21 protein-coding genes are annotated in these 22,874 nt (G+C 67.2%); 10 read left to right on the top strand and 11 right to left on the bottom strand.

Features of this window, described 5'->3' with window-relative positions:
• The first annotated feature begins 6 nt into the window (after window positions 1-6).
• On the top strand, window positions 7-945 hold the full coding sequence (locus ACORJG_RS10355; protein ID WP_427788951.1) for an MlaD family protein: 939 nt from the start codon (window positions 7-9) through the stop codon (window positions 943-945).
• A complete protein-coding gene (locus ACORJG_RS10350; protein WP_427788950.1) occupies window positions 942-1,574 on the top strand; it encodes an ABC-type transport auxiliary lipoprotein family protein in 633 nt (210 codons plus the stop codon). Before ACORJG_RS10355 ends, ACORJG_RS10350 begins: the two co-directional genes overlap by 4 nt.
• Window positions 1,575-1,602: 28 nt before the next feature.
• Here the strand turns inward: ACORJG_RS10350 and ACORJG_RS10345 are convergent, their stop codons facing one another.
• The 3 genes from ACORJG_RS10345 to fliI are packed head-to-tail and all read right to left on the bottom strand — an operon-like array spanning window position 1,603 to window position 4,457.
• Complete coding sequence (locus ACORJG_RS10345; protein WP_427788949.1) at window positions 1,603-2,673, bottom strand: endo-1,4-beta-xylanase; 1,071 nt, start codon at window positions 2,671-2,673, stop codon at window positions 1,603-1,605.
• Between the two features lie 16 nt (window positions 2,674-2,689).
• Window positions 2,690-3,097 (bottom strand): flagellar FliJ family protein, encoded by a 408-nt coding sequence (locus ACORJG_RS10340; protein WP_427788948.1) that lies wholly within the window; start codon window positions 3,095-3,097, stop codon window positions 2,690-2,692.
• A gap of 16 nt (window positions 3,098-3,113) precedes the next feature.
• Window positions 3,114-4,457 carry a flagellar protein export ATPase FliI gene (fliI, locus tag ACORJG_RS10335; RefSeq protein WP_427788947.1) on the bottom strand — a complete coding sequence of 448 codons (1,344 nt, stop codon included), beginning with the start codon at window positions 4,455-4,457 and terminating at the stop codon, window positions 3,114-3,116.
• Window positions 4,458-4,648: 191 nt separating this feature from the next.
• Here fliI and ACORJG_RS10330 point away from each other — a divergent pair, with 191 nt between their 5' ends.
• Window positions 4,649-6,133: a methyl-accepting chemotaxis protein gene (locus ACORJG_RS10330; RefSeq protein WP_427788946.1), complete on the top strand. Its 1,485-nt coding sequence runs from the start codon at window positions 4,649-4,651 to the stop codon at window positions 6,131-6,133.
• Window positions 6,134-6,172: 39 nt separating this feature from the next.
• On the opposite strand, the gene ACORJG_RS10325 is transcribed toward ACORJG_RS10330, so the two are convergent.
• The gene (locus tag ACORJG_RS10325) at window positions 6,173-7,081 is read right to left on the bottom strand and encodes an EamA family transporter (RefSeq protein WP_427788945.1); all 909 of its coding nucleotides are present in this window, start codon (window positions 7,079-7,081) and stop codon (window positions 6,173-6,175) included.
• Window positions 7,082-7,166: 85 nt separating this feature from the next.
• Here ACORJG_RS10325 and ACORJG_RS10320 point away from each other — a divergent pair, with 85 nt between their 5' ends.
• From ACORJG_RS10320 to ACORJG_RS10305, 4 genes are all read left to right on the top strand, one after another.
• A complete protein-coding gene (locus tag ACORJG_RS10320) occupies window positions 7,167-7,649 on the top strand; it encodes an Lrp/AsnC family transcriptional regulator (protein WP_427788944.1) in 483 nt (160 codons plus the stop codon).
• A 99-nt stretch (window positions 7,650-7,748) separates the two neighbouring features.
• Complete coding sequence (gene cysK / locus ACORJG_RS10315; RefSeq protein ID WP_427788943.1) at window positions 7,749-8,738, top strand: cysteine synthase A; 990 nt, start codon at window positions 7,749-7,751, stop codon at window positions 8,736-8,738.
• Between the two features lie 61 nt (window positions 8,739-8,799).
• Entirely contained in the window at window positions 8,800-10,017 is a 1,218-nt protein-coding gene (locus ACORJG_RS10310; protein WP_427788942.1) for a DUF2336 domain-containing protein, read from the top strand.
• A gap of 165 nt (window positions 10,018-10,182) precedes the next feature.
• Entirely contained in the window at window positions 10,183-10,605 is a 423-nt protein-coding gene (locus ACORJG_RS10305) for a MucR family transcriptional regulator (protein WP_427793015.1), read from the top strand.
• Window positions 10,606-10,659: 54 nt separating this feature from the next.
• Here ACORJG_RS10305 and ACORJG_RS10300 read toward each other — a convergent pair whose 3' ends face one another.
• Window positions 10,660-11,151 (bottom strand): hypothetical protein, encoded by a 492-nt coding sequence (locus ACORJG_RS10300; RefSeq protein ID WP_427788941.1) that lies wholly within the window; start codon window positions 11,149-11,151, stop codon window positions 10,660-10,662.
• A gap of 89 nt (window positions 11,152-11,240) precedes the next feature.
• On the opposite strand from ACORJG_RS10300, the gene ACORJG_RS10295 reads away from it, so the two are divergent.
• Window positions 11,241-12,062, top strand: a complete 822-nt coding sequence (locus ACORJG_RS10295) for a WecB/TagA/CpsF family glycosyltransferase (RefSeq protein ID WP_427788940.1) — start codon at window positions 11,241-11,243, stop codon at window positions 12,060-12,062.
• A 146-nt stretch (window positions 12,063-12,208) separates the two neighbouring features.
• Here the strand turns inward: ACORJG_RS10295 and smc are convergent, their stop codons facing one another.
• The 4 genes from smc to ACORJG_RS10275 form a co-directional block, all read right to left on the bottom strand.
• Complete coding sequence (gene smc, locus ACORJG_RS10290; protein ID WP_427788939.1) at window positions 12,209-15,649, bottom strand: chromosome segregation protein SMC; 3,441 nt, start codon at window positions 15,647-15,649, stop codon at window positions 12,209-12,211.
• Between the two features lie 10 nt (window positions 15,650-15,659).
• Window positions 15,660-16,286 carry a DsbA family protein gene (locus ACORJG_RS10285; protein WP_427788938.1) on the bottom strand — a complete coding sequence of 209 codons (627 nt, stop codon included), beginning with the start codon at window positions 16,284-16,286 and terminating at the stop codon, window positions 15,660-15,662.
• 1 nt (window position 16,287) lies between these two features.
• On the bottom strand, window positions 16,288-16,923 hold the full coding sequence (locus tag ACORJG_RS10280; RefSeq protein ID WP_427788937.1) for a thioredoxin domain-containing protein: 636 nt from the start codon (window positions 16,921-16,923) through the stop codon (window positions 16,288-16,290).
• A gap of 100 nt (window positions 16,924-17,023) precedes the next feature.
• On the bottom strand, window positions 17,024-17,587 hold the full coding sequence (locus ACORJG_RS10275) for a DUF721 domain-containing protein (RefSeq protein ID WP_427788936.1): 564 nt from the start codon (window positions 17,585-17,587) through the stop codon (window positions 17,024-17,026).
• Between the two features lie 21 nt (window positions 17,588-17,608).
• Between ACORJG_RS10275 and mutY the strand changes: the two genes are divergently transcribed.
• A complete protein-coding gene (mutY, locus tag ACORJG_RS10270; protein WP_427788935.1) occupies window positions 17,609-18,628 on the top strand; it encodes an A/G-specific adenine glycosylase in 1,020 nt (339 codons plus the stop codon).
• Between the two features lie 21 nt (window positions 18,629-18,649).
• On the opposite strand, the gene ACORJG_RS10265 is transcribed toward mutY, so the two are convergent.
• Window positions 18,650-19,729, bottom strand: coding sequence for a site-specific DNA-methyltransferase (locus tag ACORJG_RS10265; RefSeq protein WP_427788934.1), 1,080 nt, complete (start codon window positions 19,727-19,729; stop codon window positions 18,650-18,652).
• Between the two features lie 306 nt (window positions 19,730-20,035).
• On the opposite strand from ACORJG_RS10265, the gene catB reads away from it, so the two are divergent.
• Window positions 20,036-20,659, top strand: a complete 624-nt coding sequence (gene catB / locus ACORJG_RS10260) for a type B chloramphenicol O-acetyltransferase (protein ID WP_427788933.1) — start codon at window positions 20,036-20,038, stop codon at window positions 20,657-20,659.
• Window positions 20,660-20,717: 58 nt separating this feature from the next.
• On the opposite strand, the gene ACORJG_RS10255 is transcribed toward catB, so the two are convergent.
• Window positions 20,718-22,799 (bottom strand): catalase, encoded by a 2,082-nt coding sequence (locus tag ACORJG_RS10255; protein ID WP_427788932.1) that lies wholly within the window; start codon window positions 22,797-22,799, stop codon window positions 20,718-20,720.
• Between the last annotated feature and the right edge of the window lie 75 nt (window positions 22,800-22,874).

Genomic DNA, 22,874 nt, shown 5'->3' with positions numbered 1-22,874 from the left:
GAAACGATGGAAAGAGACGCTCATTACGCCGCTGTCGGCATCGCCACCGTCGCCCTGCTGGTGGCGCTGGCCGTGTTCACCATCTGGCTGGCCCGGCTGCAGTTCAACAAGGAGTACGACGTCTATGACATCGTCTTCTACGGCCCGGTGCGCGGCCTTTCCGAAGGCGGCGAAGTTCACTTCAACGGCATCCGCGTCGGCGAGGTGACGAACCTGAACCTGGACCCCAAGAAGGGCGATCAGGTCATCGCCCGCGTGCGCCTGAACGGCACGACGCCGGTGCGCGTGGCTTCGCGCGCCCAGCTGGAGCCGCAGGGCATCACCGGCCTGAACTACATCCAGATCACCGCCGGAGAGCCGTCCAGCCCGCTGCTCAAGGACCAGTATCCCGACCACGTGGTGCCGGTGATCGAGAGCCAGCCCAGCCCGCTGGCCGAACTGCTCAGCGGCTCGGGCACGGTGCTGGCCCAGACGGTCGACGCGCTGAACCGCATCAACCGACTTATGTCCGACGACAACATCCGCAGCTTCTCATCCAGCGTGAAGAATGTCGAAGCCATGACCGCCGAGCTGGAAGCCCGCAAGGGCATGTTCCAGCAACTGGAAGAAACGATCATCAAGGCCAACGCCGCCGTCGGCGAATATCAGCAGCTGGGCGCCTCGACCCGACAGCTGGTCGAGACGGACGGCAAACAGGCCATCGCCAACATCAACAAGGCGACGCAGGAGGCGCAGGCCGCCATCGCCTCGATCAACCGTTCGGCCTCCGGGCTTGAGGGGCCGCTGGGCGACTTCGGCTCGCAGACGGTTCCGCAGCTGAACGACACCATCCGTCAACTGGATCAGGCGACGCGCTCGCTGCAGTCCCTGATCGACAATGTGCGCAACAGCCCGCGCGATTTCATCTCCAAGGCGCCGTCCAAGGAAATCGAGGTGCAACCATGATCCGCAACCGACTGATGAGCCTCGCCGCCTGCGCCGCGCTTGCGGCGGCCGTTTCGGGCTGTGCGGTGCTGGCGACGCCGGACCCGGTGCAGCTGTATCGTTTCGGCGGCGCCTCGGCCTATGCCGGGACCGGCGCGACCTCGGCCTGTCCGGACGTTCACGTCGCCATGCGCCGGATAGACTTCCCCGAGGCCGCGCGTGGCGACCGACTGCTGGCCGTCACCGGGACCGAGGCGGCCTATATCAAGGGCGCTCGCTGGGTGTCTCCGGCTGAGACCCTGTTCGAGGAAACCCTGCGCAACGCCTTCGCCGACGGCGGCACTTGCACGGTCCTGAGCAGCGGGCCTCCGTCACGTGATGGTCTGATGCTGAGTGTCGACGTGCGCCGCTTCGAGGCGGCCTATGCCGCGCCGGGCGCCGTGCCGGATGCGAACATCGTCGTGCTGCTGCGCCTGTTCCGCATGAGCGACCGCAGCCTTGTCGTCGAGGACCGCATCACGGTGCGCGAAAGCGCGGGCGAGAACCGCCAGTCGGCCATCGTCGCCGCCTTCGACCGCGCCACAGCCGAGGCCAGCCGCCAGATCGTCCTTTGGACCGACCAGCAGGGCTTCCAGGCGACACGGGACTGACTTCCTTCTCTCCTTGCGAGAGAAGGGATCAGGCGCCGAATGTGCCGGACAGCACGCCGAACAGCGGGTTGGGCTGGCTCTTGTCGTCGAACAGCAGGGGGCTGTCCTGACCGTCGTCGTTCTTGCCGCGACGCAGCCAGGAATCGCTGTCGCGCACGCCCCAGACGGTGAAGGCGAACCGTTGCGTGGGAGGCAGGTCCATGAAGGCCTCGGCCAGTTCAGACACGCGCGCGCTCTGTTGCTCGCGGCGCTGGGCGCGGGAGCGCACGTCGGGCAGATGGCCGCCGCGCTTCAATGAGGCGTCTAGCTCTGACACATGGATGGGCAGGCCGAACTGCCGGGCCTCGTTCATGAAGGCGGCGATCTGGCCGCCGGGGATTTCGATGTCGAGGTGGGACTGGATGCCGATGCCCTGTACCGGGGCGCCCGCCTTCAGCAGCCGCTCGACCAGACGCAGGAAGGCCGCGCCCTTCTTCGGCGTGTTCTCCAGATTGTAGTCGTTCAGGAACAGGGTCGCCTCGGGCGCGGCGATGCGGGCCTGTTCAAAGGCGCGGATGATATAGGCGTCGATCCCGCCCAGACCTCGGCTCCAGACGCAGTCGCGATAGCCGCTGCCGTCGTCCTCGACCGGTTCGTTGACCACGTCCCAGCCGACGATCTGGCTGCGCCAGCGCCCGGCGACCTCGGCGATATAGCGGTCGTGTTCGGCGATGAAGCGCGGGCGGTCGTCGACGATGGCGGTGAACCACGGATGTTCCTGCGCATACCAGATCAGGGCGTGACCGAAGAGGCGGATGCCCAGATCGCGCGCGAAGTAGGCGATGCGGTCCGGCGCGTCGAAACGCAGGGAGCCGTCCTTCTGGAGGATGTACTCCATCTTCATCTCCCACTCGGGCGTGAGCTGGGAGAAGTGGGTGGAGACCAGACGGAACCAGTCCTGATCCGACAACTGGCCCGACATGGCCACGGTCCCTACGGGGAAGGGGGCGACGGATTTCAGCGGGCGGACAGGGCCGGTCGGCGGCGGGACGGGCGCTTCGCCCGCGCCGCAGGAGGCCAGCGCGAGGGTCGAGGCGAGCAGGGCGCGACGGTCGATCATGACGCCTCTGCTGCTGTCAGCCACGGCGGCGCAGGCCCATTTCGTCATAGGCGGCGGCCTCGCGCTTGGCGGCGGCCATCAGTTTGTTCAGCCGGGTGGTTTCGGCGACGTGCTCGAACTTCTTCAGTTCCTCGAAGGCGCCGGTCAGTGCGTCGCGGGCGCCCTCTTCCTCGATTGCGATGGCGGCGACTTCGGCCTCGATGTCAGCGCGGCGCTGCTTCCAGCCGGTCAGATAGGCCTGAATCATCATGGCCGCCCCGCCGTCATGACGGGCTGCCTCGCGCTCGGCCTCGGCTTCGGCGTCCAGTATGGCGAGGCGCATCTCGGCCTCGGCCTTGCGGGCGCTGATCTCGGCCAGACGCTTCTGCAGCGTCTCGACCTCATAGTTGGAGATGCGGATCAGGGATTGGGCCCAGGTCGTCATGCGTCATTTCCCGCGATCATTGGTCCACCATGCCCTGGTTCAGGATGGTTTCAAGTATGTCGAAACTGTCAGCCAGGCGCGTCACGTCGTCTTTGTCCTGGGTCAAGAAGCCTTCCAGGGCCGGATTCAGGGCGATGGCGCGGTCGACGATGGGGTCGGCCCCGGTGCGATAGGCGCCGATGCGGATCAGCTCTTCCATGTTGGAATAGGCGCTCAGGCACTGGCGCGCGCGGCGGTTCAATTCGCGCTCGGGCGGGGACTGGTTGCCGGGCATGGTGCGGCTGACGGACTTCAGCACGTCGATGGCGGGGAAGCGGCCGCGCTCGGCGATCTTGCGGTCCATGACGATGTGGCCGTCCAGAATCCCGCGCACGGCGTCGGCGATCGGCTCGTCATGGTCGCCGCCGTCCACCAGCACGGTGAACAGGGCGGTGATCGGTCCCGCCTCGGTCCCGTCCGGCCGGATCGGCCCCGGCCCGGCGCGCTCCAGCAGCTTGGGCAGTTCGGTGAAGACGGTGGGGGTATAGCCCTTGGTCGTCGGCGGTTCGCCCGCCGCCAGACCGATCTCGCGCTGGGCCATGGCGAAGCGGGTGACGCTGTCCATCAGGCACAGCACCTCCAGCCCCTGGTCGCGGAAGAACTCGGCCACGGCCATGGTCATGTATGCCGCCTGGCGCCGCTTCAGCGCCGGTTCGTCACTGGTGGCGACCACGACGACGGCGCGTTTCAGACCCTCCTCGCCGAGAGTCTCTTCGATGAACTCTCGGACCTCGCGGCCCCGCTCGCCGATCAGGCCGACCACCACGACATCACAGGTCGCCTGACGCGCCAGCATGGACAGCAGCACCGACTTGCCCACGCCCGAACCGGCGAAGATGCCCAGACGCTGCCCCCGGCTGGTGGTGGTGAAGACGTCCATCGCGCGCACGCCCAGATCCAGCCGCTCGCCGACCCGGCCACGCGAATGGGCGGGCGGCGGCGGCGCGCGCAAAGGATAGGGAACAAGGCCCGGCGCCAGCGGCCCCGCGCCGTCGATCGGCTCGCCGAAGGAATCGATGATCCGGCCCAGCCACGCGGTCGTCGGACGCACGCTGGCGGCGGCGTTGATGATGCGGATGTCGGCGCCGGGCGCCACGCCCTCGACCGGGCCGAAGGGCATCAGCAGGGCCTTGGCCTCGCGAAAGCCGACAACTTCTGCGGGCAGGGGCGGCTGGCCGCGTCGCTCGATCTCGGCCCGCGCCCCGACGGCCAGACGCGACAGACCGCCGCGCGATTCAATCAGCAGGCCGCTCACGCCCGCCACCTTGCCGGTGACGACCAGCGGGTCGATCGCTTCGACGGCGGCGACGAGATTGCGCAAGAAGGGCCCCCGGGCCGCAGAAAGGCGCAGCCGTTCGTCTTTTCATATCTGATCATGGTTAATGAGCCATGAAACTGAGCTTAATTACACAACTTCAGATTGCAGGTAACGAAGATGAAACCTTTGGCGTGCCGTTGTTATTCACAGACTTATCTAACTCATCACCGTTATTCTGGCAGGGAGCGGTTCGGATGTTCACTGGAAGTCGTCGGAAAAAGCAGGCTGCGGATCTGGAGCGGCTTGAAGAACTGGATCGCCGCATGGCCGCGATCGGGCGATCACAGGCGGTGATTGAATTCGACCTTGACGGCACGATCCGGGACGCGAACGACAACCTGCTCCAGACCATGGGCTATGGCATGGACGAGATCCGGGGCCAGCATCACCGGATGTTCATGGACCCGGCCGAGGCGTCGACGCCGGACTACGCCGCCTTCTGGCGCGAACTGAACGAGGGGCGCTTCGTCGCCCGCAAGTTCCGCCGCATGGCCAAGGGCGGACGCGAGGTCTGGCTGGAAGCCTCCTATAATCCTGTGTTGGACGAGGCGGGGAGGCCGCTGAAGGTGGTCAAACTGGCCGTCGACATCACCAAGGCTGAACAGGCGTCTCAGCGCGCCGAGCGCGAACGTCTGGCGGCCGAGGCGGCGCAGGCGAAACTGGTCGGCGCCCTGGCGGAACAGCTTTCGCGCCTGTCGGACGGCGACCTGCGCGCCGCCATTGAGCAGGAGATGGAAGGCGCCCACCAGACGGTGAAGGCCGACTTCAACGGCGCCGTGACCAGTCTGCGGACGGTGATGGAGCAGGTGCTGGCGGCGGTGACGACTTTGCGTGGCGGCTCGGATGAGATCAGTCAGGCGTCCGACGATCTGTCGCGGCGCACGGAACAGCAGGCCGCCAGTCTGGAAGAGACAGCGGCGGCGCTGGACCAGATCACCACCACCGTCCAGCGTAGCGCCGAGGGCGCCCGTCAGGCGGCGGCTGTCGCCTCACAGGCTCATGCCGAGGCTGACCGCTCGGGCGAGGTCATGCGTCAGGCGGTCGCCGCCATGGACGGCATCAGCCGCCGCTCGTCCGAGATCAGCGACATCGTCGGCGTGATCGACGAGATCGCCTTCCAGACCAATCTCCTGGCCCTTAACGCCGGGGTCGAGGCGGCGCGGGCGGGCGACAGCGGGCGCGGCTTCGCCGTGGTCGCTTCCGAGGTGCGGGCGCTGGCACAGCGCTCGGCCGAGGCGGCCAAGGAGATCAAGACGTTGATCTCGGCTTCGGGCGCTGAGGTGGCGCAGGGCGTGCAACTGGTCGCCGAGACCGGGCGGGCGCTCGAGACGATCGCCGCACAGGTGGATGAGATGGACGGACTGGTCGCTGAAATCGCCGCCTCGGCCCAGGAGCAGGCCTCGGGTCTGGGCCAGGTCAATCAGGCGGTGAACCAGATGGATCAGGTTACGCAGCAGAACGCGGCCATGGTCGAGCAGACCACGGCGGCCGCCGCTAATCTGAAGACTGAGGCGGAGCATCTGGCCGAACTGGTCGGGCGTTTCAGGATGGGCGACGCTGCCGGCGTGGTGCATGAACTCAAGCCGAAGGCGGGTCCGCCCCCGGCGCTGGAGGCCCAGCGCGCCCGTATTCTGGCCGTCGCCAACGGCGCGCCGACCGAGGAATGGGCCGAGTTCTGATCGCCGCCCGCATCAACAGCACCAGTACGACGCCGGAGATCAGGCGGGCGCGGCCGGGTCCTGCAGCGGCTGTTCGTCGGACGGCGAGGTCAGGACAGCGCCCACCGAGGCGGCGATGATGGCGCCGATGGCCAGCCACTGCTGGGTGCTGAGATGCTCGCCCAGCACGAACAGGCCCGCCAGGGCGCCGATGGCCGGGTCGCCGCTGACCGCCACGCCGAAGGTGCGCTTGGGAATGTGGCGCAGCGCCACCATGTCCAGCGTATAGGGCAGGGCGCTGGACACCATTGCGACCACGAGGCCGAGCGCCAGAATCTTCGGGTCCAGCAGGCTCATGCCCGCGCCGGCCACGCCGAACGGCACCACGGTCATGGCGGCGAAGGTCATGCCCACCGCGACGGTCGAGCCGCTGGGCAGATGGCTGACCCGCTTGCCGAAGACGATGTAGCCCGCCCAGAACACCGCCGCCGCCGCCGCATAGGCGCAGCCGACCGGGTCCAGCGTCGACACATTCCCGTCCAGAGGCAGCAGCAGGCCCAGACCCAGCACCGCCAGTCCGATCCAGACGAAGTGGATCAGACGGCGAGAGTTGAACAGGGCGACCGACAGCGGCCCCATGAACTCGATCGCCAGCGCCACGCCCAGCGGAATGGTGTTCAGCGCCATATAGAAGCTGAGGTTCATCAACCCCATTACCCCGCCATAGATGGCCAGGGCGCGCAGATCATTGCCGGTGAAGGCGGTCCGCCACGGCCGGAACACCGCCAGCAGAACCATCGCCGACAGGCCGACGCGCAGGGCCGCCGTGCCCGCTGGTCCGACCATCGGATACAGGGTCTTGGCGAAGGAGGTGCCGGCCGACAGCGACACCATCCCGCCGATCAGGGCGAGATAGGGCAGAACCGCTGTCAGGCGGGGATGACGAAGGACGAGGACCGGGGAGGACATGGCCCGGAACCTAGTCAAAAACGGCCTGCGTTTCTTGGCGATTTCGCCTGCCATGACGCAAGAAACAGTCGTATAGTGACTTATCATGCAAGAAACCGTCGATCTGGATTCCTTTGATCGTCGACTGCTGGATCTGGTCCGGCGCGACAATCTTCAGCCTGCGCGCGTGCTGGCGGAAAAGGTCGGCCTGTCGGAATCGGCGGTGTCGCGACGTCTGCGGCGGTTGCGCGATACGGACGTCATCATCGCCGACGTCGCCGTGGTCGACCCGGCCCGTCTGGCGCGCGCTCTGACCATGCATGTCCTGGTTGAGATGGAGCGCGAGGGCACCGCCGTTCTGGACGCCCTGATCGACAAGCTGACGGCCCGGCCCGAGGTTCAGGCCGCCTGGTATGTAACCGGCGACACCGATCTGATCCTCTATGTCGTGGTGCCGACGATGGAGGCCTATGAGGTCTTCACCCGCGAAATGCTGAACGACGACGCGCGGGTGCGCACCTTCAAGACCCTGATCTCCATCCGCGAAGTCCTGCCCTTCGACCCGGCGCGACGGGCGCTGGCGCGCTGAGGTTTTCTAAAGGCTGATTCAGAATTCCTGCGCGGAGCGGGTTTGTCCGCGACGTATAAGACCTATCTGTTGAGCCGATACCGCACGGAGACCCTTCTCATGTCTGACGCTTCCAAAGCCGCCTATGACGCCAGCCGCCACAAGAAGGCGGGGCGGGGGCGCGTCTATGACAGCATCGTCGACACCATCGGCGACACCCCCCTGGTGCGGCTGCCCAATCTGACGGCGGCGCTGCAGCCCAAGGCGACGGTGCTGGCCAAGCTGGAGTTCTTCAACCCGATCGCCTCGGTCAAGGACCGCATCGGCGTGGCCATGGTCGAGGCGCTGGAGCAACTGGGCCGGATCAAGCCGGGCGCCACCCTGATCGAGCCGACCAGCGGCAACACCGGCATCGCCCTGGCCTTTGTCGCGGCGTCCAAGGGTTATAAGCTGATCCTGGTCATGCCCGAGAGCATGTCGATCGAGCGGCGCAAGATGCTGGCCCTGCTGGGCGCGCGGCTGGAGCTGACGCCCGCCGAAAAGGGCATGAAGGGCGCCATCGCCCGCGCCGAGGAACTGCTGGCGGAAATCCCCGGCTCGGTCAGTCCGGCCCAGTTCGAGAACCTGGCCAACCCCGCCATCCATGAGGCCACAACGGCCGAGGAGATCTGGAACGACACGGCCGGAGCCGTGGACGTGGTGGTGTCCGGCGTCGGCACCGGCGGCACCATCACCGGGGTCGGCCATGCGCTGAAGGAGAAGAAGCCCTCGGTGAAGATGATCGCGGTCGAGCCGACGGCCTCGCCTGTGCTGTCGGGCGGCGCGCCCGGCCCGCACAAGATTCAGGGCATCGGCGCGGGCTTCGTTCCGGCCGTGGTGGACCGCGACGTCATCGACGGCGTCGAACAGGTCACCAATGAAGACGCCTTCGACATGGCCCGCCGCGCCGCGCGCGAGGAAGGCATCCCCGTCGGCATCAGTTCGGGCGCGGCCCTGACTGCGGCCTTCCGTCTGGCGGCTCAGGATGAGTATGCCGGGCAGACCATCGTCGCCATCATTCCCAGCTTCGCCGAACGCTATCTGTCGACGGCGCTTTTCGAGGGCCTGTAAGGTCGTGAACCACCGGTCGGTCTGCACCAGCGGTTAACCGCTACGGTTCTAGACTGTCGCCATGGGCGATATGCAGTCTGGTCAGCAGGAAGAAAATCCATCCAGCGGGCGGACCGCTCGGCGCGTGCTGCTGCGTCGCCTGGCGGATGTCGTCAGCCTGCCTGCCAGCCGGATCAACGCCTTTGAGCGCTCGGTGGTGGGCGATCTTCTGGTCGATGTCCTGCGCCCGGCGCCGCTGGAGGACCGCCACAAGGTCGCTGTTCGCCTGGCGCCGCTGGGCGAGTTGCCTGATATGCTTAAGCGGCTGCTGCTGCGCGATGAACCGTTTGTCGCAGCGCCCCTGTTGCAGGATTGTGCGGCGCTGTCCGACGCCGATCTGATCGGCTGCGCGCGCGATTCCGGGCCTGAACATCGGGCCATGATGGCGGCGCGACGCGACCTGTCCGAAGCCGTGACCGACGCCCTGTTGAACATGGGCGAAGAGGCGGTGGTCGATCTGTTGCTGGCCAATCCTTCAGCGCAATTGACGCAGACCGGACTTGAAAGCGTGGTCGCCCTCAGTCGGCAGCGGCCTGAACTGTGCGCGGCTCTGCTCAAGCGTCCGGAGTTGAGACCCGCGGCGGCCTACATCATGTTCTGGTGGTGCGGGCCAGATGAGCGGCGCATTATCCTGCAGCGTTTCGCCGTTTCGCGCGAAGTCATGCAGACCAGCGTCGAAGACGTTTTCGCCATGGCAGCCGCCGAGGGATGGCAGGATCATGTCTCGCGCAAGGCGCTGCAGTTCATCGAGCGAAGACAGAGAAACCGCGCGGCGATACAGAAGAGTCCGTTCCCTGATCTGGAAGGCGCCGTAGAGGCGGCTGCGCGCAGCGGCCTGTCGCGCGGTCTGGTGTCTGAAATCGGCTATCTGTCCGGCATCAAGCCGCTGACGGCGGCAAAGATCATGGGCGATCCAGGCGGGGAAGCTGTCGCCATACTGTGCAAGGCGACGGGGTTGAGCCGACCTGCCCTTCAGTCCCTGTGGCGTTCCATGCGGCGGCCCGAGACGACGGATGAAGGCGCGGTCCATCCGGACTGGAGCCGGGTCCTGACAACCTATGAAATACTGGCGGTCGATCGCGCCCAGACGGTGCTGCGTTACTGGAACTGGTCGCTGTCTTCGGCCTTGACGCCGACTTTGATGCGGGCGATCCGCGAAGGCGACAGCCAGATGATCGACGAATACCCGGCGCCTGAGCGCGCCGCGGCCCTGGCGCTTGCGGATAACTTTGGTCGATAAGGGGTTCGCCCTTTGTCTGTGCTGCATTCGTCGGCTGATTTCGCGTTAAACGTGATTGACCTGCGTCGCATTGCTTTCAATACCAAACATAAGTATGAAACCGGACGGCGGCGGGTCGGGTCAGATCAGTCGATTGAATTTCGTTCACGCAAAAGGCTGATACTGATGGAAGAAAAACCCGAACTGCTCGAGATGACCGCCGACATCGTGTCGGCTTATGTCAGCAACAACACCGTTTCGGCCGACGCTGTGCCGGGACTGATTTCACAAATTCACGCTGCACTCTCGGGCGTTTCGCTCGCTCCGGTTGAGCCTGAACCGGAACCCCAGGAACCGGCGGTGCCGGTGCGTAAGTCGATTACGCCTGACTTCCTGATCTGCCTGGAAGACGGTCGCAAGTTCAAGTCGCTGAAGCGTCACCTGCGCACCAAATACAACATGAGCCCCGAAGAATACCGCGCCAAGTGGGGTCTGCCGAAAGACTATCCCATGGTCGCACCGAACTACGCCAAGGCGCGTTCGGAACTGGCCAAGCAGATGGGTCTGGGCCAGGGCGGCCGTAAGCCTGCCCGCGCCACGCGCAAGTAATCCTTCGGAATACAGTCTCTGAAGCGCCCGCCCTTCGAACGAGGGGCGGGCGTTTTATTTGGATGAAGCAGACGCAGGTTGGCAGATCGCCGCCTGATCGTCAGTCATGCACATGCGGCCTGCCTGAACAGCCTGCGCTGTCGTGCGCGCGATCACAGGCGCAGCAACGCCTTCACAAGCAATGGCGGCCAGTTCATCAGCGTCGCCGCCCGGCGCAATGGGCAGGGGCGGGCTGTCGTCCGGCGTCGAAGGACCTTCGCCGCCATCCGCACGCAGCGAGGCAAAGTCCAAACGTTGCGCAACGCGCCCGGCGCAGTCAAAGCGCCACCAGGTCCAGCCGCCCGTATAGGCGACGTCGCCGATGACCATGTCGTCTTCGCTGATCTGAAGCGACCGCATACGCACGCTGTTCTGATCCGGCGTGACCGACGCCCTGTCGGCGAAGACAGCGAACCGCCCGACGCCGGTCAGGACCAGTTCCATGTCCGGGTCTTCCCTCGGTGAAGAAAAGGCGACGGCGGCGGCCAGCATCAGGGCGAGGGTCATGATGACTTCCTTTACATGGTCGGACGGGCGGAAACGGTTAACCTTGTCCGCATACCCGCCGTTGAAACGGCTACGCTAGAGCCGTCCAGATGCACGACACGTCTTCAGCTTCCGACCCCTTGGCTCAGACGCCGGACCCGCACGCCATCCAGCGGATTACCCTGCTGGGCGAGCCGGTCGACCTGATCACGCCGCAGCAGGTCATGCAGCGGCTGGAAGCCTGGGTCGAAACGAAGACCCGCAGCGTCATCGCCAACCACAATCTGCACAGCCTCTATCTGATGGGGCGTACGCCGGGGATGCGGCGCCTGTATGAGGTCGCCGACCTGATCGAACTGGACTCGACGCCCCTGATCCACTTCGCCCGGCGGTTGGGCTATCCGGCGGGGCCGCAGCATCGCTGCACCTATCTGGATTGGCGCGACGACTTCTGGAGTCTGGCGAATCGCAAGGGCTGGCGTGTTCTCTACATCGGCGGCGCGGACGGCGTGGCGGATGAGGCGGCGCGAAGACTGTCGGCCCGCTATCCGGCGACGACGATCCAGGGACTCAGTGGCTATTTCGACGCGACGCCGGGGTCGGCAGGCAATGCGGCAGTTCTGTCGGAGATTCAGGCGTTCGCGCCGGACGTTCTGTTCGTCGGCATGGGGATGCCGCGTCAGGAACTGTGGATCGCGGACAATCTGGAGGTTCTGCCCGCGGCGCCGATCCTGCCGGTGGGCGCCGCCTTTGACTATGAGGCCGGGGTGCAGAAGGCCGCGCCGCGCTGGATGGGACGGTTGGGCGTCGAATGGCTTTTCAGGCTGGTCGCTGACCCGAAGCGGTTGTTCGCGCGCTACTGCATCGAGCCGTGGTTCCTGATCGCCCCGGCGCTGGCGGACCTGCGCGCGGTGAAGAAACGCAGGGGCTAAGTCTTTCCTCCCCACGCAGTGGGGAGGGGGACCACGAAGTGGTGGAGGGGGCGACGCAACACTGACCGTCGAGACGCCCCCTCCGTCTCGGTCGCTTGCGCGCCCGATCCACCTCCCCATGAAATGGGGAGGAGAGGCGGCACGTCTTATGCCGTCACGATCTCTTCAGCCTGTTGCAGGTCGACGCTGACCAGTTGGCTCATGCCGCGCTCGGGCATGGTGACGCCATACAGGCGGTCCATCCGGCTCATGGTCACCGGGTTGTGGGTGATGACGATGAAGCGGGTGTCGGTGCGGCTGCGCATCTCGTGCAGCATCCGGCAGAAGCGGTCGACGTTGGCGTCGTCCAGCGGCGCGTCGACCTCATCCAGCACGCAGACCGGCGCGGGATTGGCCAGGAAGACGCCGAAGATCAGCGCCGCCGCCGTCAGGGCCTGCTCGCCGCCGCTCATCAGGCTCATCACCGACAGCCGCTTGCCGGGCGGGCAGGCGTAGATCTCCAGCCCCGCCTCCAGCGGGTCGTCGCTCTCGACCAGCTTCAGTTCGGCCTGACCGCCGCCGAACAGGGCCTCGAACAGGGTCTTGAAGTTGGTGTTGATGACGTCGAAGGCGGCGATCAGCCGTTCGCGCCCCTCGGCGTTCAGTTCGTCGATGCCGTCGCGCAGCTTGGCGATCGCCTGCGTCAGGTCGATGCGCTCGGTCTTCATGGCGCTGAGTCGGTCGCCGTATTCGGCCGCCTCTTCCTCGGCGCGCAGGTTGACGGCGCCCAGCGCCTCGCGCTCGCGCTCAAGTCCGTACAGCAGGCTCTCGGCGCCTGCCGCGTCCGGCGGGCGGGCGATGGCGTCGTCGGTCAGCTTCCGGCCCAGCTCCTCGGGTGACATCTGCGCCGTCTCGCGGATGTTGGCGGCGCTTTCGGCCAGCTTTTCGGCGGCGGCTTCGGCGCGAGCGGACAGGCCGGCCCGGCTCTCGCGGGCCTGAGAGGCGGCGGTCTCGGCGGCGCGGGCGGTGCGGTCAGCCTCCTGCGCGCCCGCCTCGGCGACGGCGACGGCGTCGGTCGCGGCCTGCTTGCGCTTCTCGGCCTCGGCCAGTGAGTCCATCAGGGCGTTGCGCTGCTCGGCGAAACCGGCGGGCGCGGCCTCGGCCTTGGTCAGGGCGAGTTGCGCCTTCTCCGCATCGCGCTCCAGCGTCTTGAGGCGGGCGGCGCTGTCGCCGGATCGCGTGACCCAGCCCTCGCGGGCGCGGGACAGGCTGCCCAGCCTTTGCTCGCGCATGGCGCGATCGCGGGCTTCTTCGTCGCGGGTCGAGCGGGCGGCCTGCGCCGCCAGCCGGGCGCGTTCGGCCCCGCCGCGCGCCTCGGTCAGTTCCTGCCGCAGGCCGACGACGACGTCGGAGGACGACTCCACCGAACTGGCTTCGGCGAAGGCGGCCTCGGCCTCCTGCACCTCGCCGTCCAGACGGGCGACGGTCTCGTCCAGCGACTGGGCGCGGGCTTCCTTGCGGGCCTGATCGCGCATCAGGGATTCCAGCCGGTCGCGGGCCGAGACGACCTGCTTGTCCAGCATAAAGGGACGAAGGCGCGCGGCCTTCACCGCTTCCTCGGCGGCGCGGAAGGCTTCGCCCGCCGCCTTCAGCGCGCTTTGCGCCGTCTCCAGCGCGGGCTTGCCGAGGTCGATCTCTGCTTCCAGTTCCGACAGGCGGGTGCGCTGGGCCAGACGCACGGCGGCGGGGCGCGGCGCTTCGGCGCGGCTGACGAAGCCGTCCCAGCGATAGAGGTCGCCCTCGACCGTCGTCAGACGCGCGCCGCGCGGCAGGGCGCGGGCCAGTTCGGCGATCCGCTCACGCGGGGCCACGCCGCAGAAGGCCAGACGCGCCGCCAGCTGATCCGGCGCCGTCACATGGGCCGACAGGGGCTCGACGCCTTGCGGCCAGTCCGGCGGCGTCGCGTCTGCGCCTGCCCAGTGCGCCGGGGCGCGGGCGTCCAGCGCGGCGTCCAGATCATCGCCCAGCGCCGCCGCCAGCGCGGCCTCATAGCCCTTGGCCGCCGACACCTTGTCCAGCGCCGGAGGGTGCTCGCGCTTGCCCGTGACCAGCAGTTGCGCCAGCCCGCGCGCCTCGGTCTGCAGGCGGCCCAGCCGGTCCTCGGCGGCGCGGGCGGCGGTGCGCGCCTCCTGCTCGGCGCGGGCGATGTCGCTGCGTTTGGCCTCGGCGGCCTCGACGGCCTCGCGCGCGGCGGTCAGTTCGGTCTGAGCGGTTTCCAGCGCCGTGCGCGCCGTCTCGATCTCGGGCGTCTCCAGCGGGCCGAGGGCCTCGCGTTCGCGCCGGGCCTGTTCGTGCTGACCCTTCACGCGCGCCAGCCGGGCCTCGGCGTCGCGCTTTCTCGCGCTCTCGGCGTTGGCGCGGGCCTCGACGGCGGCCAGCGTCCCGGCCAGTCGTTCGACCTCGGCGTCGGCGGCCTTGCGCGCGTCCTCCGCCTCCAGCAGGGCGCGTTCCAGTTCAGGGCCGCGCTCGGGGGCGGCGGCGATCTCGGCCTTCAGCTTCTCAAGCTCACGGTCCAGCCGCTCCAGTTCGCGCCCGGCGTCGGCGGCCATGCCGTCTTCGCGCGCGCGGTCGGCCTCGATGCGGGCGACCTCGGCCTTCAGGCGGTCGACCTCGGCGCGGGCGGCCTGTTCGGCCATGTCCAGCCGGTCGCGCTCGATGATGGCGCGGTTCAGCAGGGCGGTGGCGACCGCGTCTTCTTCACGCGCAGGCTTCAGGCCCTCCTGAGCGTTCAGGGCCGCCGTCTGGGCCGCCGCCGCCGCCGTGGTCGTTTCGGCCACCAGCCGGTCGGCCTCGCGCAGTTCAGCCGCCGCCGTTTCGGCCGCTGCTTTCGCATCCGTCCAGCGGACGTAGAGCAAAGCCGCCTGAAGCGCGCGGATCTCGGCCGAGATCTTCTTGTACTTCTCCGCCTGCCGCGCTTCGCGCTTCAGCTTGTTCAGCGTCGACTCCAGCTCCTTGCCGATGTCGTCCAGCCGGTCGAGGTTTGTCTCCGCCGCCCGTAGCCGCAGCTCCGCCTCATGGCGCCGGGTGTGCAGGCCCGCCACGCCCCCCGCCTCTTCAAGGATGCGGCGGCGGTTCTGGGGCTTGGCGGCGATCAGTTCGCTGATCTGGCCCTGACGCACCAGAGCCGGGCTGTTGGCGCCGGTCGAGGCGTCGGCGAACAGCAGTTGCACGTCGCGCGCCCGCACCTCCTTGCCGTTGATGCGATAGGTCGAGCCGCGCCCGCGCTCGATCCGGCGCGAGACCTCCAGCATGGGGCTGTCGGTAAAGGGCTGGGGCGCGCGCTTCTGGGCGTTGTCGATGGTCAGCTGGACTTCGGCGTGGTTGCGGGGCGGACGGCCCGCGGCGCCGGCGAAGATCACGTCCTCCATGCCCTGGCCGCGCATGGCCTTGGCCGAGTTGGCGCCCATGACCCAGCGCAGGCTTTCCAGCACGTTCGACTTGCCGCAGCCGTTCGGCCCGACAATGCCGGTCAGTCCGGCCTCGATCTGCACTTCGGCCGGGTCGACGAAGGATTTGAAGCCGACGAGCCGGAGGCGCTGGAACTGCATCGCGTCCCGATCAGCGCGTCCGGATCAGCGGATCGATGGCCGCTGACAGAGACGCCAGCGAGGGATCGGCCACCCGCTTGCCGTTGACGAAGAAGGACGGCGTGCCCGTCACCCCCGCCGCCACGGCGCCGTCGACCTCCGCCTGAAGGGCGCGGGTGGTCGCCGGGTCTTTCAGACAGGTTTCGATCTGTTCCTGAGTGCGGCCGCTGACGGCGATGGCGGCGGCGAACCAGTCGGTTCCGTCGCCCTTTTCAAAGGCGGCGGCCTGACCGCTCATCAGGCTGTGGGCCACGTCGAAGAAGCGGCCGGGCGCGGCGCAGCGGCCGATCCCGGCGGCGACGGCGGCGATCTGGGCCGGGGGCGTCGGCATGTCGCGGAACACCAGCCGCACCTTGCCCGTGTCGATATAGCGGGCCTTGAACTGCGGCAGGACGTCCTTGGTCCAGGCGGCGCAGTGGTTGCAGGTGAAGGAGGCGTATTCGATCACCGTCACCGGCGCATCGGCCCGGCCCAGCACGCGGTCCGACGCCGTGACGGCGGGAACCGGAGCGGGCGCGGCCTCGCGCGCCTGGGCGACGCCGCCCGTCAGCATGGCCGCGCCCAATGCGGCCGTCAGGATCAGGCGGCGTCCCGTCATCTTACTTGGCCAGTTCGGCGTCGATGGCCTCGGACAGGCCGGACAGGGAGCTGTCAGCGACCTTGACGCCGTTGACCATGAAATAGGGGGTGCCCGTCACGCCGGCGCTGATGCCGGCCTGAATGCGCTTCTCCATCGCGTCGATGGCGGCCTTGTCGCGGATGCAGTCGTTGATCTGCTGCTCGCTGAGGCCCGCGGCCTGACCGGCGCGGAACAGGGTGGTGCGCGGCTGGACGCCCGCCATCCATTCCTTCTGGCTGGCCATGATGTCGGCCACGACGTCGAAATACTTGTCCGGTCCGGCGCAGCGCGCGATCAGGAAGCCCGCGACGGCGATGTCCTGCGGCGGGGTCGGGAACTCGCGGAAGACGAAGCGGACCTTCTTGTTGTCGACGTACTTGGCCTTGAATTCAGGCCCGACCTCTTCGTTCCAGACAGCGCAGTGGCCGCAGGTGACCGAGGCGTATTCGACGACAGTGACCTTGGCGCCTTCATCGGCGCCCATCGCCATGTCGCCCTCGGCGGCGCCGCCCGCCTTGCCGCCCGAGCAACCGGCCAGCACGGCCATCGAGGCCAGGGCGGCGGCGGACAGGGCTGCGCGGCGGCTCATGGCGGCGTATTTGAAGGTCGGGGCCATCGGATGGTCCTTGTCAGAAATGAGATTCAGAAACGTCGCGCGATTCGTGCGCGCAGGCGAAATCGTCTTGAATGTCGAGAACGCTGATGTCGAAGATTTGTCAACGTCCCTCATCGCGCGGCGGCTGCGACAGCACGGCGCGGCCCAGCTTGTTCAGCGCCGCCTTCAGCCCCTCCGGCGCCGCCTCGACCGAAGCGTTCAGCGCCGCTTCCGTTGCGGCGGGCAGGGGCGGCAGGACCGCGCGGCCGCGCGGCCGCGGCTTGGCGCCCGAGGCGGGCAGGGGCTTCACCGGACCTTGAGCAATGCGCAGTTTCTCGACCGACCCGGCGCCCAGAAACAGGTTCACGCGCTCGATGATGTCGGCCGACTGATGCTGGACCAGCAGGGCGGCGGGCCCGGCGACGCGCAGCTCCAGCGTTCCGCCTGCATTGCCGCGTCCTTTGGTCAGCTTCTGGGGACGGGTGACGCGGGCCAGCCGCTCGCCCACGATCTCGACCCAGCGCGGCTCCAGCGCCGAGGCGCCGCGCCCGAACTGGGCGTCCAGCTTCCTGATCAGCGGCGCCAGCGAACGACCCGCAGGCGGCGGCGGGCGCAGGGCCGGGCGCGTGCGCCTCTGCGCCAGAATCTGACGCGCTTCAGCTTCGGTAGGCAGGGTGCGGCGCATTTCGTCTATATAGCCTGATCCATGCCCGACGTCCCCTCTCTCCGCGCCGCCCTGCTCGACTGGTATGACGCCCATGCGCGCAGCCTGCCGTGGCGCGCGCCGCCGGGGGCGAGCGTCAGGACCGATCCCTATCGCGTCTGGCTGTCCGAGGTGATGCTGCAGCAGACGACCGTGCCGCACGCCGCCCCCTATTTCGAGCGGTTCACTACGCGCTGGCCGACCGTGAACGATCTGGCGGCGTCGCCCGATGATGACCTGATGGCCGCGTGGGCAGGGCTGGGATACTACGCCCGGGCGCGTAATCTGCTGGCCTGCGCCCGCGCCGTGGCGGCCGATCATGGCGGCGTCTTTCCGCAGACCGAGGCCGAGTTGCTGGCCCTGCCGGGGGTGGGCGCCTATACCGCCGCCGCCGTGGCCGCCATCGCTTTCGACCGGCCCGCCAACGTTGTCGACGGCAATGTCGAGCGGGTGATGAGCCGCCTGTTCGCGGTTGAGGCGCCCTTACCCGCCGCGCGGCCGGAACTGCGGCGTCTGGCGGCCCTGTTCGTCGACGATCACCGGCCGGGGGACTGGGCGCAGGCCCTGATGGATCTGGGCTCCGGCGTCTGTCGGCCCAAGTCGCCGCTGTGCGGCCAGTGCCCGCTGACGTTCGGTTGCGAGGGGCTGAAGACCGGCGCGCCCGAACGCTATCCGTTGAAGACGAAGAAGGCTGAGCGGCCGCATCGGCGCGGCCATGCCTGGGTGCTGACCGACGGCGCGGGGCGCGTCGCTCTGGTGCGGCGGCCGGACAAGGGGCTGCTGGGCGGGATGATGGGGCTGCCGACCTCGGACTGGAGCGCGGCGCCGGATGCCGCGCCGCCGATGGCTGCGGACTGGCGCGCGTCCGGATCGGTCGAGCACGTCTTCACCCATTTCAGCCTGACGCTGGAGGTGCATCGGGCGGCGGGGCAGGGCGGCGACTTCGTCTGGACGCCGTCGGCAGAGGCGGCGAAGGCCCTGCCGACGGTGTTCAGAAAGGCGCTGGAACGCGCCCTCGCCTGATAATTTAGGGCCTGATGACTCTTACTGCATCCCGGCGCGGATTTCGGCGCGCAGGGCGTCGATGGGGCGCAGGCCCGTGTCCGTCTTGAAGCGCCAGTAGGTCCAGCCGTTGCACGCCGGGGCGTTCTCCAGCAGGGCGCCCAGCTTGTGGATCGAGCCGGTCAGAGCGCCGGACACCAGCGAACCATCAGCCCGCACCCGCGCCTCGCGCTCGCCCTTGGGACAGTACAGCTTGTCGCCCGGCGCCAGCAGCCCGGCCTCGACCAGGGCGCCGAACGGCACCTTGGGCTCGGCCTTCTTGGAGCCGGTGACGACCAGGTCTTCCGGCGCGGCGGGGATGACCGCCTTGATGCGCTGTTCGGCCAGCTTGGCGTAGGTCTCGTCACGCTCGATGCCGATGAAATGACGGCCCAGACGCCTGGCCGCCGCCCCCGTCGTGCCGGTGCCGAAGAAGGGGTCCAGCACCACGTCGCCGACGCGGCTGGCCGACAGCAGCACCCGGTGCAGCAGGGCCTCGGGCTTCTGGGTCGGGTGGGCCTTGTTCCCGTCCTCGTCCTTCAGCCGCTCGTGGCCGGTGCACAGGGCCAGCGTCCAGTCCGAGCGCATCTGGGTGTCTTCATTGAAGGCCTTCAGCGCGTCGTAGTTGAAGGTGTAGCGCTTCTGATCGCGCGACTTGGCGGCCCAGATCAGCGTCTCATGGGCGTTGGTGAAGCGCGTGCCCTTGAAGTTCGGCATCGGGTTCGACTTGCGCCAGATGATGTCGTTCAGCACCCAGAAGCCCAGGTCCTGCATCGCCGCGCCCAGGCGGAAGATGTTGTGATAGCTGCCGATGACCCACAGCGAGCCTTCGTCCTTCAGCACGCGGCGGCACTCGCCCAGCCAGGCGCGGGTGAAGGCGTCATAGGCGGCGAAGCTGTCGAACTTGTCCCAGTCGTCGTCGACCGCGTCGACCTTGGAGTTGTCCGGACGCAGCAGGTCGCCGCCCAGTTGCAGGTTATAGGGCGGGTCGGCGAAGACCATATCCACCGACTTGTCCGGCAGGCCCTTCAGCACCTCGATGCAGTCGCCACGCAGGATGACGTCGGTCTTCAACTCGGACATGGAAAAGCGGCCCCCAGACGGATTAGGCGCTTATGGTGAATCCTTACGGTTAAGGCGGAGTAACCAAGATTCACGCCGTGGCGATTGTGTTGATTGCGCGGGGGCGGGGCAGGGCCCATAATCCGCGCATGGAAATGGCGGTCAGACCCTTCTGATAGCGTCCGTGCGGGCCTGACGCCCCCGAGCGGCGCACCCTGTGCGATCCGGTTTCGCCCGGCGCATGACGGCTGCGCGCTTCATAGCCTTCAGTAAAATTCCAAGGCCGCTAGGCGCTGACCGGGTGCGGCCGCGCACATAGAGATTTCCATGACTCAGGTTTTCGAAAGCCCCTTCAAGGGCCGACTGCTGTCCGATCTGGTGACCAATCCCAACATCATCGTCGGGCGCTACAGCTATTATTCCGGCTGGTATCACGGCCACGGCTTTGACGACTGCGCCCGCTATCTGATGACCGAGCCGGGCGTGGACCGACTGATCATCGGCGACTTCTGCTCGATCGGCAGCGGTGCCGCCTTCATCATGGCGGGCAATCAGGGGCACCGGAACGACTGGGCCAGCTCGTTTCCCTTCTTCTACATGCCCGAGGTTCCGCATTTTGCCGGGGCGGTCGACGCCTTCCAACCGGCGGGCGACACGGTCATCGGCAACGATGTCTGGATCGGCAGCGAGGCTATCATCATGCCGGGCGTGAAGATCGGCGACGGCGCCGTGATCGGCACGCGGGCGCTGGTGACGCGCGATGTCGAGGCCTACGCCATCGTCGGCGGCAATCCGGCCAAGGTCATCCGCAAGCGGTTCGATGACGACAGCATCGCCATGCTGCTGGAGATGAAGTGGTGGGACTGGGACGACGCCTGTCTGGGCGAGGCCATGCCCCTGCTGTGCAGCGGCGACATTACGGCCCTGAACCAACTGTGGCGTAGCGCGTAGAAATGACAGGGTCCGGACAAGCCGCCCGGACCCTGTCACTGCCCTAGTGGGCGCGCATCTATGCCAGGGTGCGGACTTTAGGTTCGCGATCCCATTGGCGGGTGGCGGCGGGTGCGATGAAGCCCTTGGCGCCTTGTGACAGGTCGACCACGCCTACGTCCGCCTCGACGCCGGCCTTGTCGAGCAAGGGCTGCGCCTCGGGTGTATGGCCGATGGCCTTCAGATGGCCGAAGGCGTCCTTGGCGAAGTCGATTGCTGCACCGTCGGTGAGCAGCGCCTTGCAACCGTCATCCGACAGTACCAGAGCCACGGCGTCGAACAGCACGGACGGTGCGCCCGCCAGTTGGTGGTCCGCCTCCAGCATCGAGCCATCCTTCAGCTTGGCTCCGGCGATCTTGGGCGAGATGATCTCAACCGCCGCCCCCGCTGCTTTGGAGGCTTCCTGAACGGCCTTGACCACACTGCCGTCGGCTCCGTCGGTGACCAGTATGCCGACCTTGCGCCCCTTGAGGTTGGGCGGATATTTGCCGATCAGGCGCAGCGCCGGAGAGGGGGCGAGGTCGATCGGTTCGACCGCAGCGGCGTTCTTCTTGGGAAGCGCCATGCCCAGGCCGTCGGCGACTCGTTTGGCCAGGTCGTCGTCCACATTGCGCAGATTGCCCATCATGCGCAGCCGGACATGTTCCAGCGACACCTTCGACAATTCAAAGACGATGGCCGAGGCCAGGTGGGCCTGTTCCGGCGCCTCCAGACTGCGGAAGAACATGCGCGCCTGGCTGTAGTGGTCGGCGAAGGTTTCAGCGCGCAGCCTGACCTTTTCGCCTTCGACCGGTTCGCGGAAGCTGGTGAAGCCGCCTTTGGCGTCTGCGCGCGGCCCGGCTTCCTCTCCGGCCTCGGCCAGACTGTTGGGCTCATAGTTGGCCCGGCCTGCCGGAACCGCCGTCTGCATATGGCCGTCGCGCTGGAAGTTCTGGAAGGGGCAGCCCTTGGCGCGATTGATTGGTATCTGATGGAAGTTGACCGTGCCCAGCCGCGACAGCTGGGTGTCCTGATAGGAGAACAGCCTGCCCTGCAGCAGGGGATCGTCCGAGAAGTCTATGCCCGGCACGATATTGGTGGGCAGGAAGGCCGCCTGCTCGGTTTCCGCGAAGAAGTTGTCCGGGTTGCGGTTCAGCGTCATCCGCCCGATCACCTTCAGCGGGTGGATTTCCTCCGGGATCAGCTTGGTGGCGTCCAGAATGTCGAACGGGAGGGCGTCGGCCTCATCCTGGGTCAGAATCTGGACGGCGAAGTCCCAGGCGGGGAAATCGCCCTGGTCGATGGCGTCGAACAGGTCGCGGCGATGGAAGTCGGGATCGGCTCCGGCGATTTTCACCGCCTCGTCCCAGCAGGTGGCCTGCGTGCCCAGTACGGGGCGCCAGTGGAATTTGACGAAATGCGCTTCGCCCTTGGCGTTGACCAGCCGGAAGGTGTTGACGCCGAAGCCTTCCATCATGCGCAGCGATCGCGGGATGGCGCGATCGGACATGGCCCACATGAGCGTATGGGTGCTCTCGGGCATGAGGCTGATGAAGTCCCAGAAGGTGTCATGGGCCGACGCCGCCTGCGGGTACCCGCGGTCGGCCTCCATCTTTACCGAGTGGACGAGGTCGGGAAATTTGATGGCGTCCTGGATGAAGAACACAGGAACATTGTTGCCGACGAGATCCCAGTTCCCTTCCTTGGTATAGAATTTCACAGCGAAGCCGCGGACGTCGCGCGGCGTATCTATCGATCCTGCGCCGCCCGCAACGGTCGAGAAGCGGGCGAAGACCTCGGTCTGAGCGCCGACCTCGGTCAGCACCTTGGCGGTGGTGTATTTCTCCAGACTCTCGGTCAGTTCAAACACGCCGTGAGCGGCCGATCCTCTTGCATGAACGATGCGTTCGGGGATGCGCTCATGATCGAAATGCTGGATTTTTTCACGTAGAATGAAGTCTTCAAGCAGGGTGGGACCACGCGTTCCGCCCTTCAGCGAGTTCTGATTGTCGCTGATGGGCGTTCCGTGATTAGTGGTCAGACGCGCTTCAGGCGTCGTCGCCTGTTGTTGCAGTTCGCCACCCTGTCCCAGGTGATCCTTCACGTCGGTCTTCTTAGTCACTTGTTGCTCCTGTACGGCCGTCTGTGAACTTGAGCCAACGCCTCCCGCTGCTTTTTGGTCCCCGATGCCGGCGGT

It is taken from the genome of Brevundimonas diminuta (assembly GCF_050310045.1).
GTDB classification, from domain to species: domain Bacteria; phylum Pseudomonadota; class Alphaproteobacteria; order Caulobacterales; family Caulobacteraceae; genus Brevundimonas; species Brevundimonas diminuta_F.
Note: the sequence above shows the minus strand (reverse complement) of the source record. Positions and strands in the feature narration are given on the sequence as shown.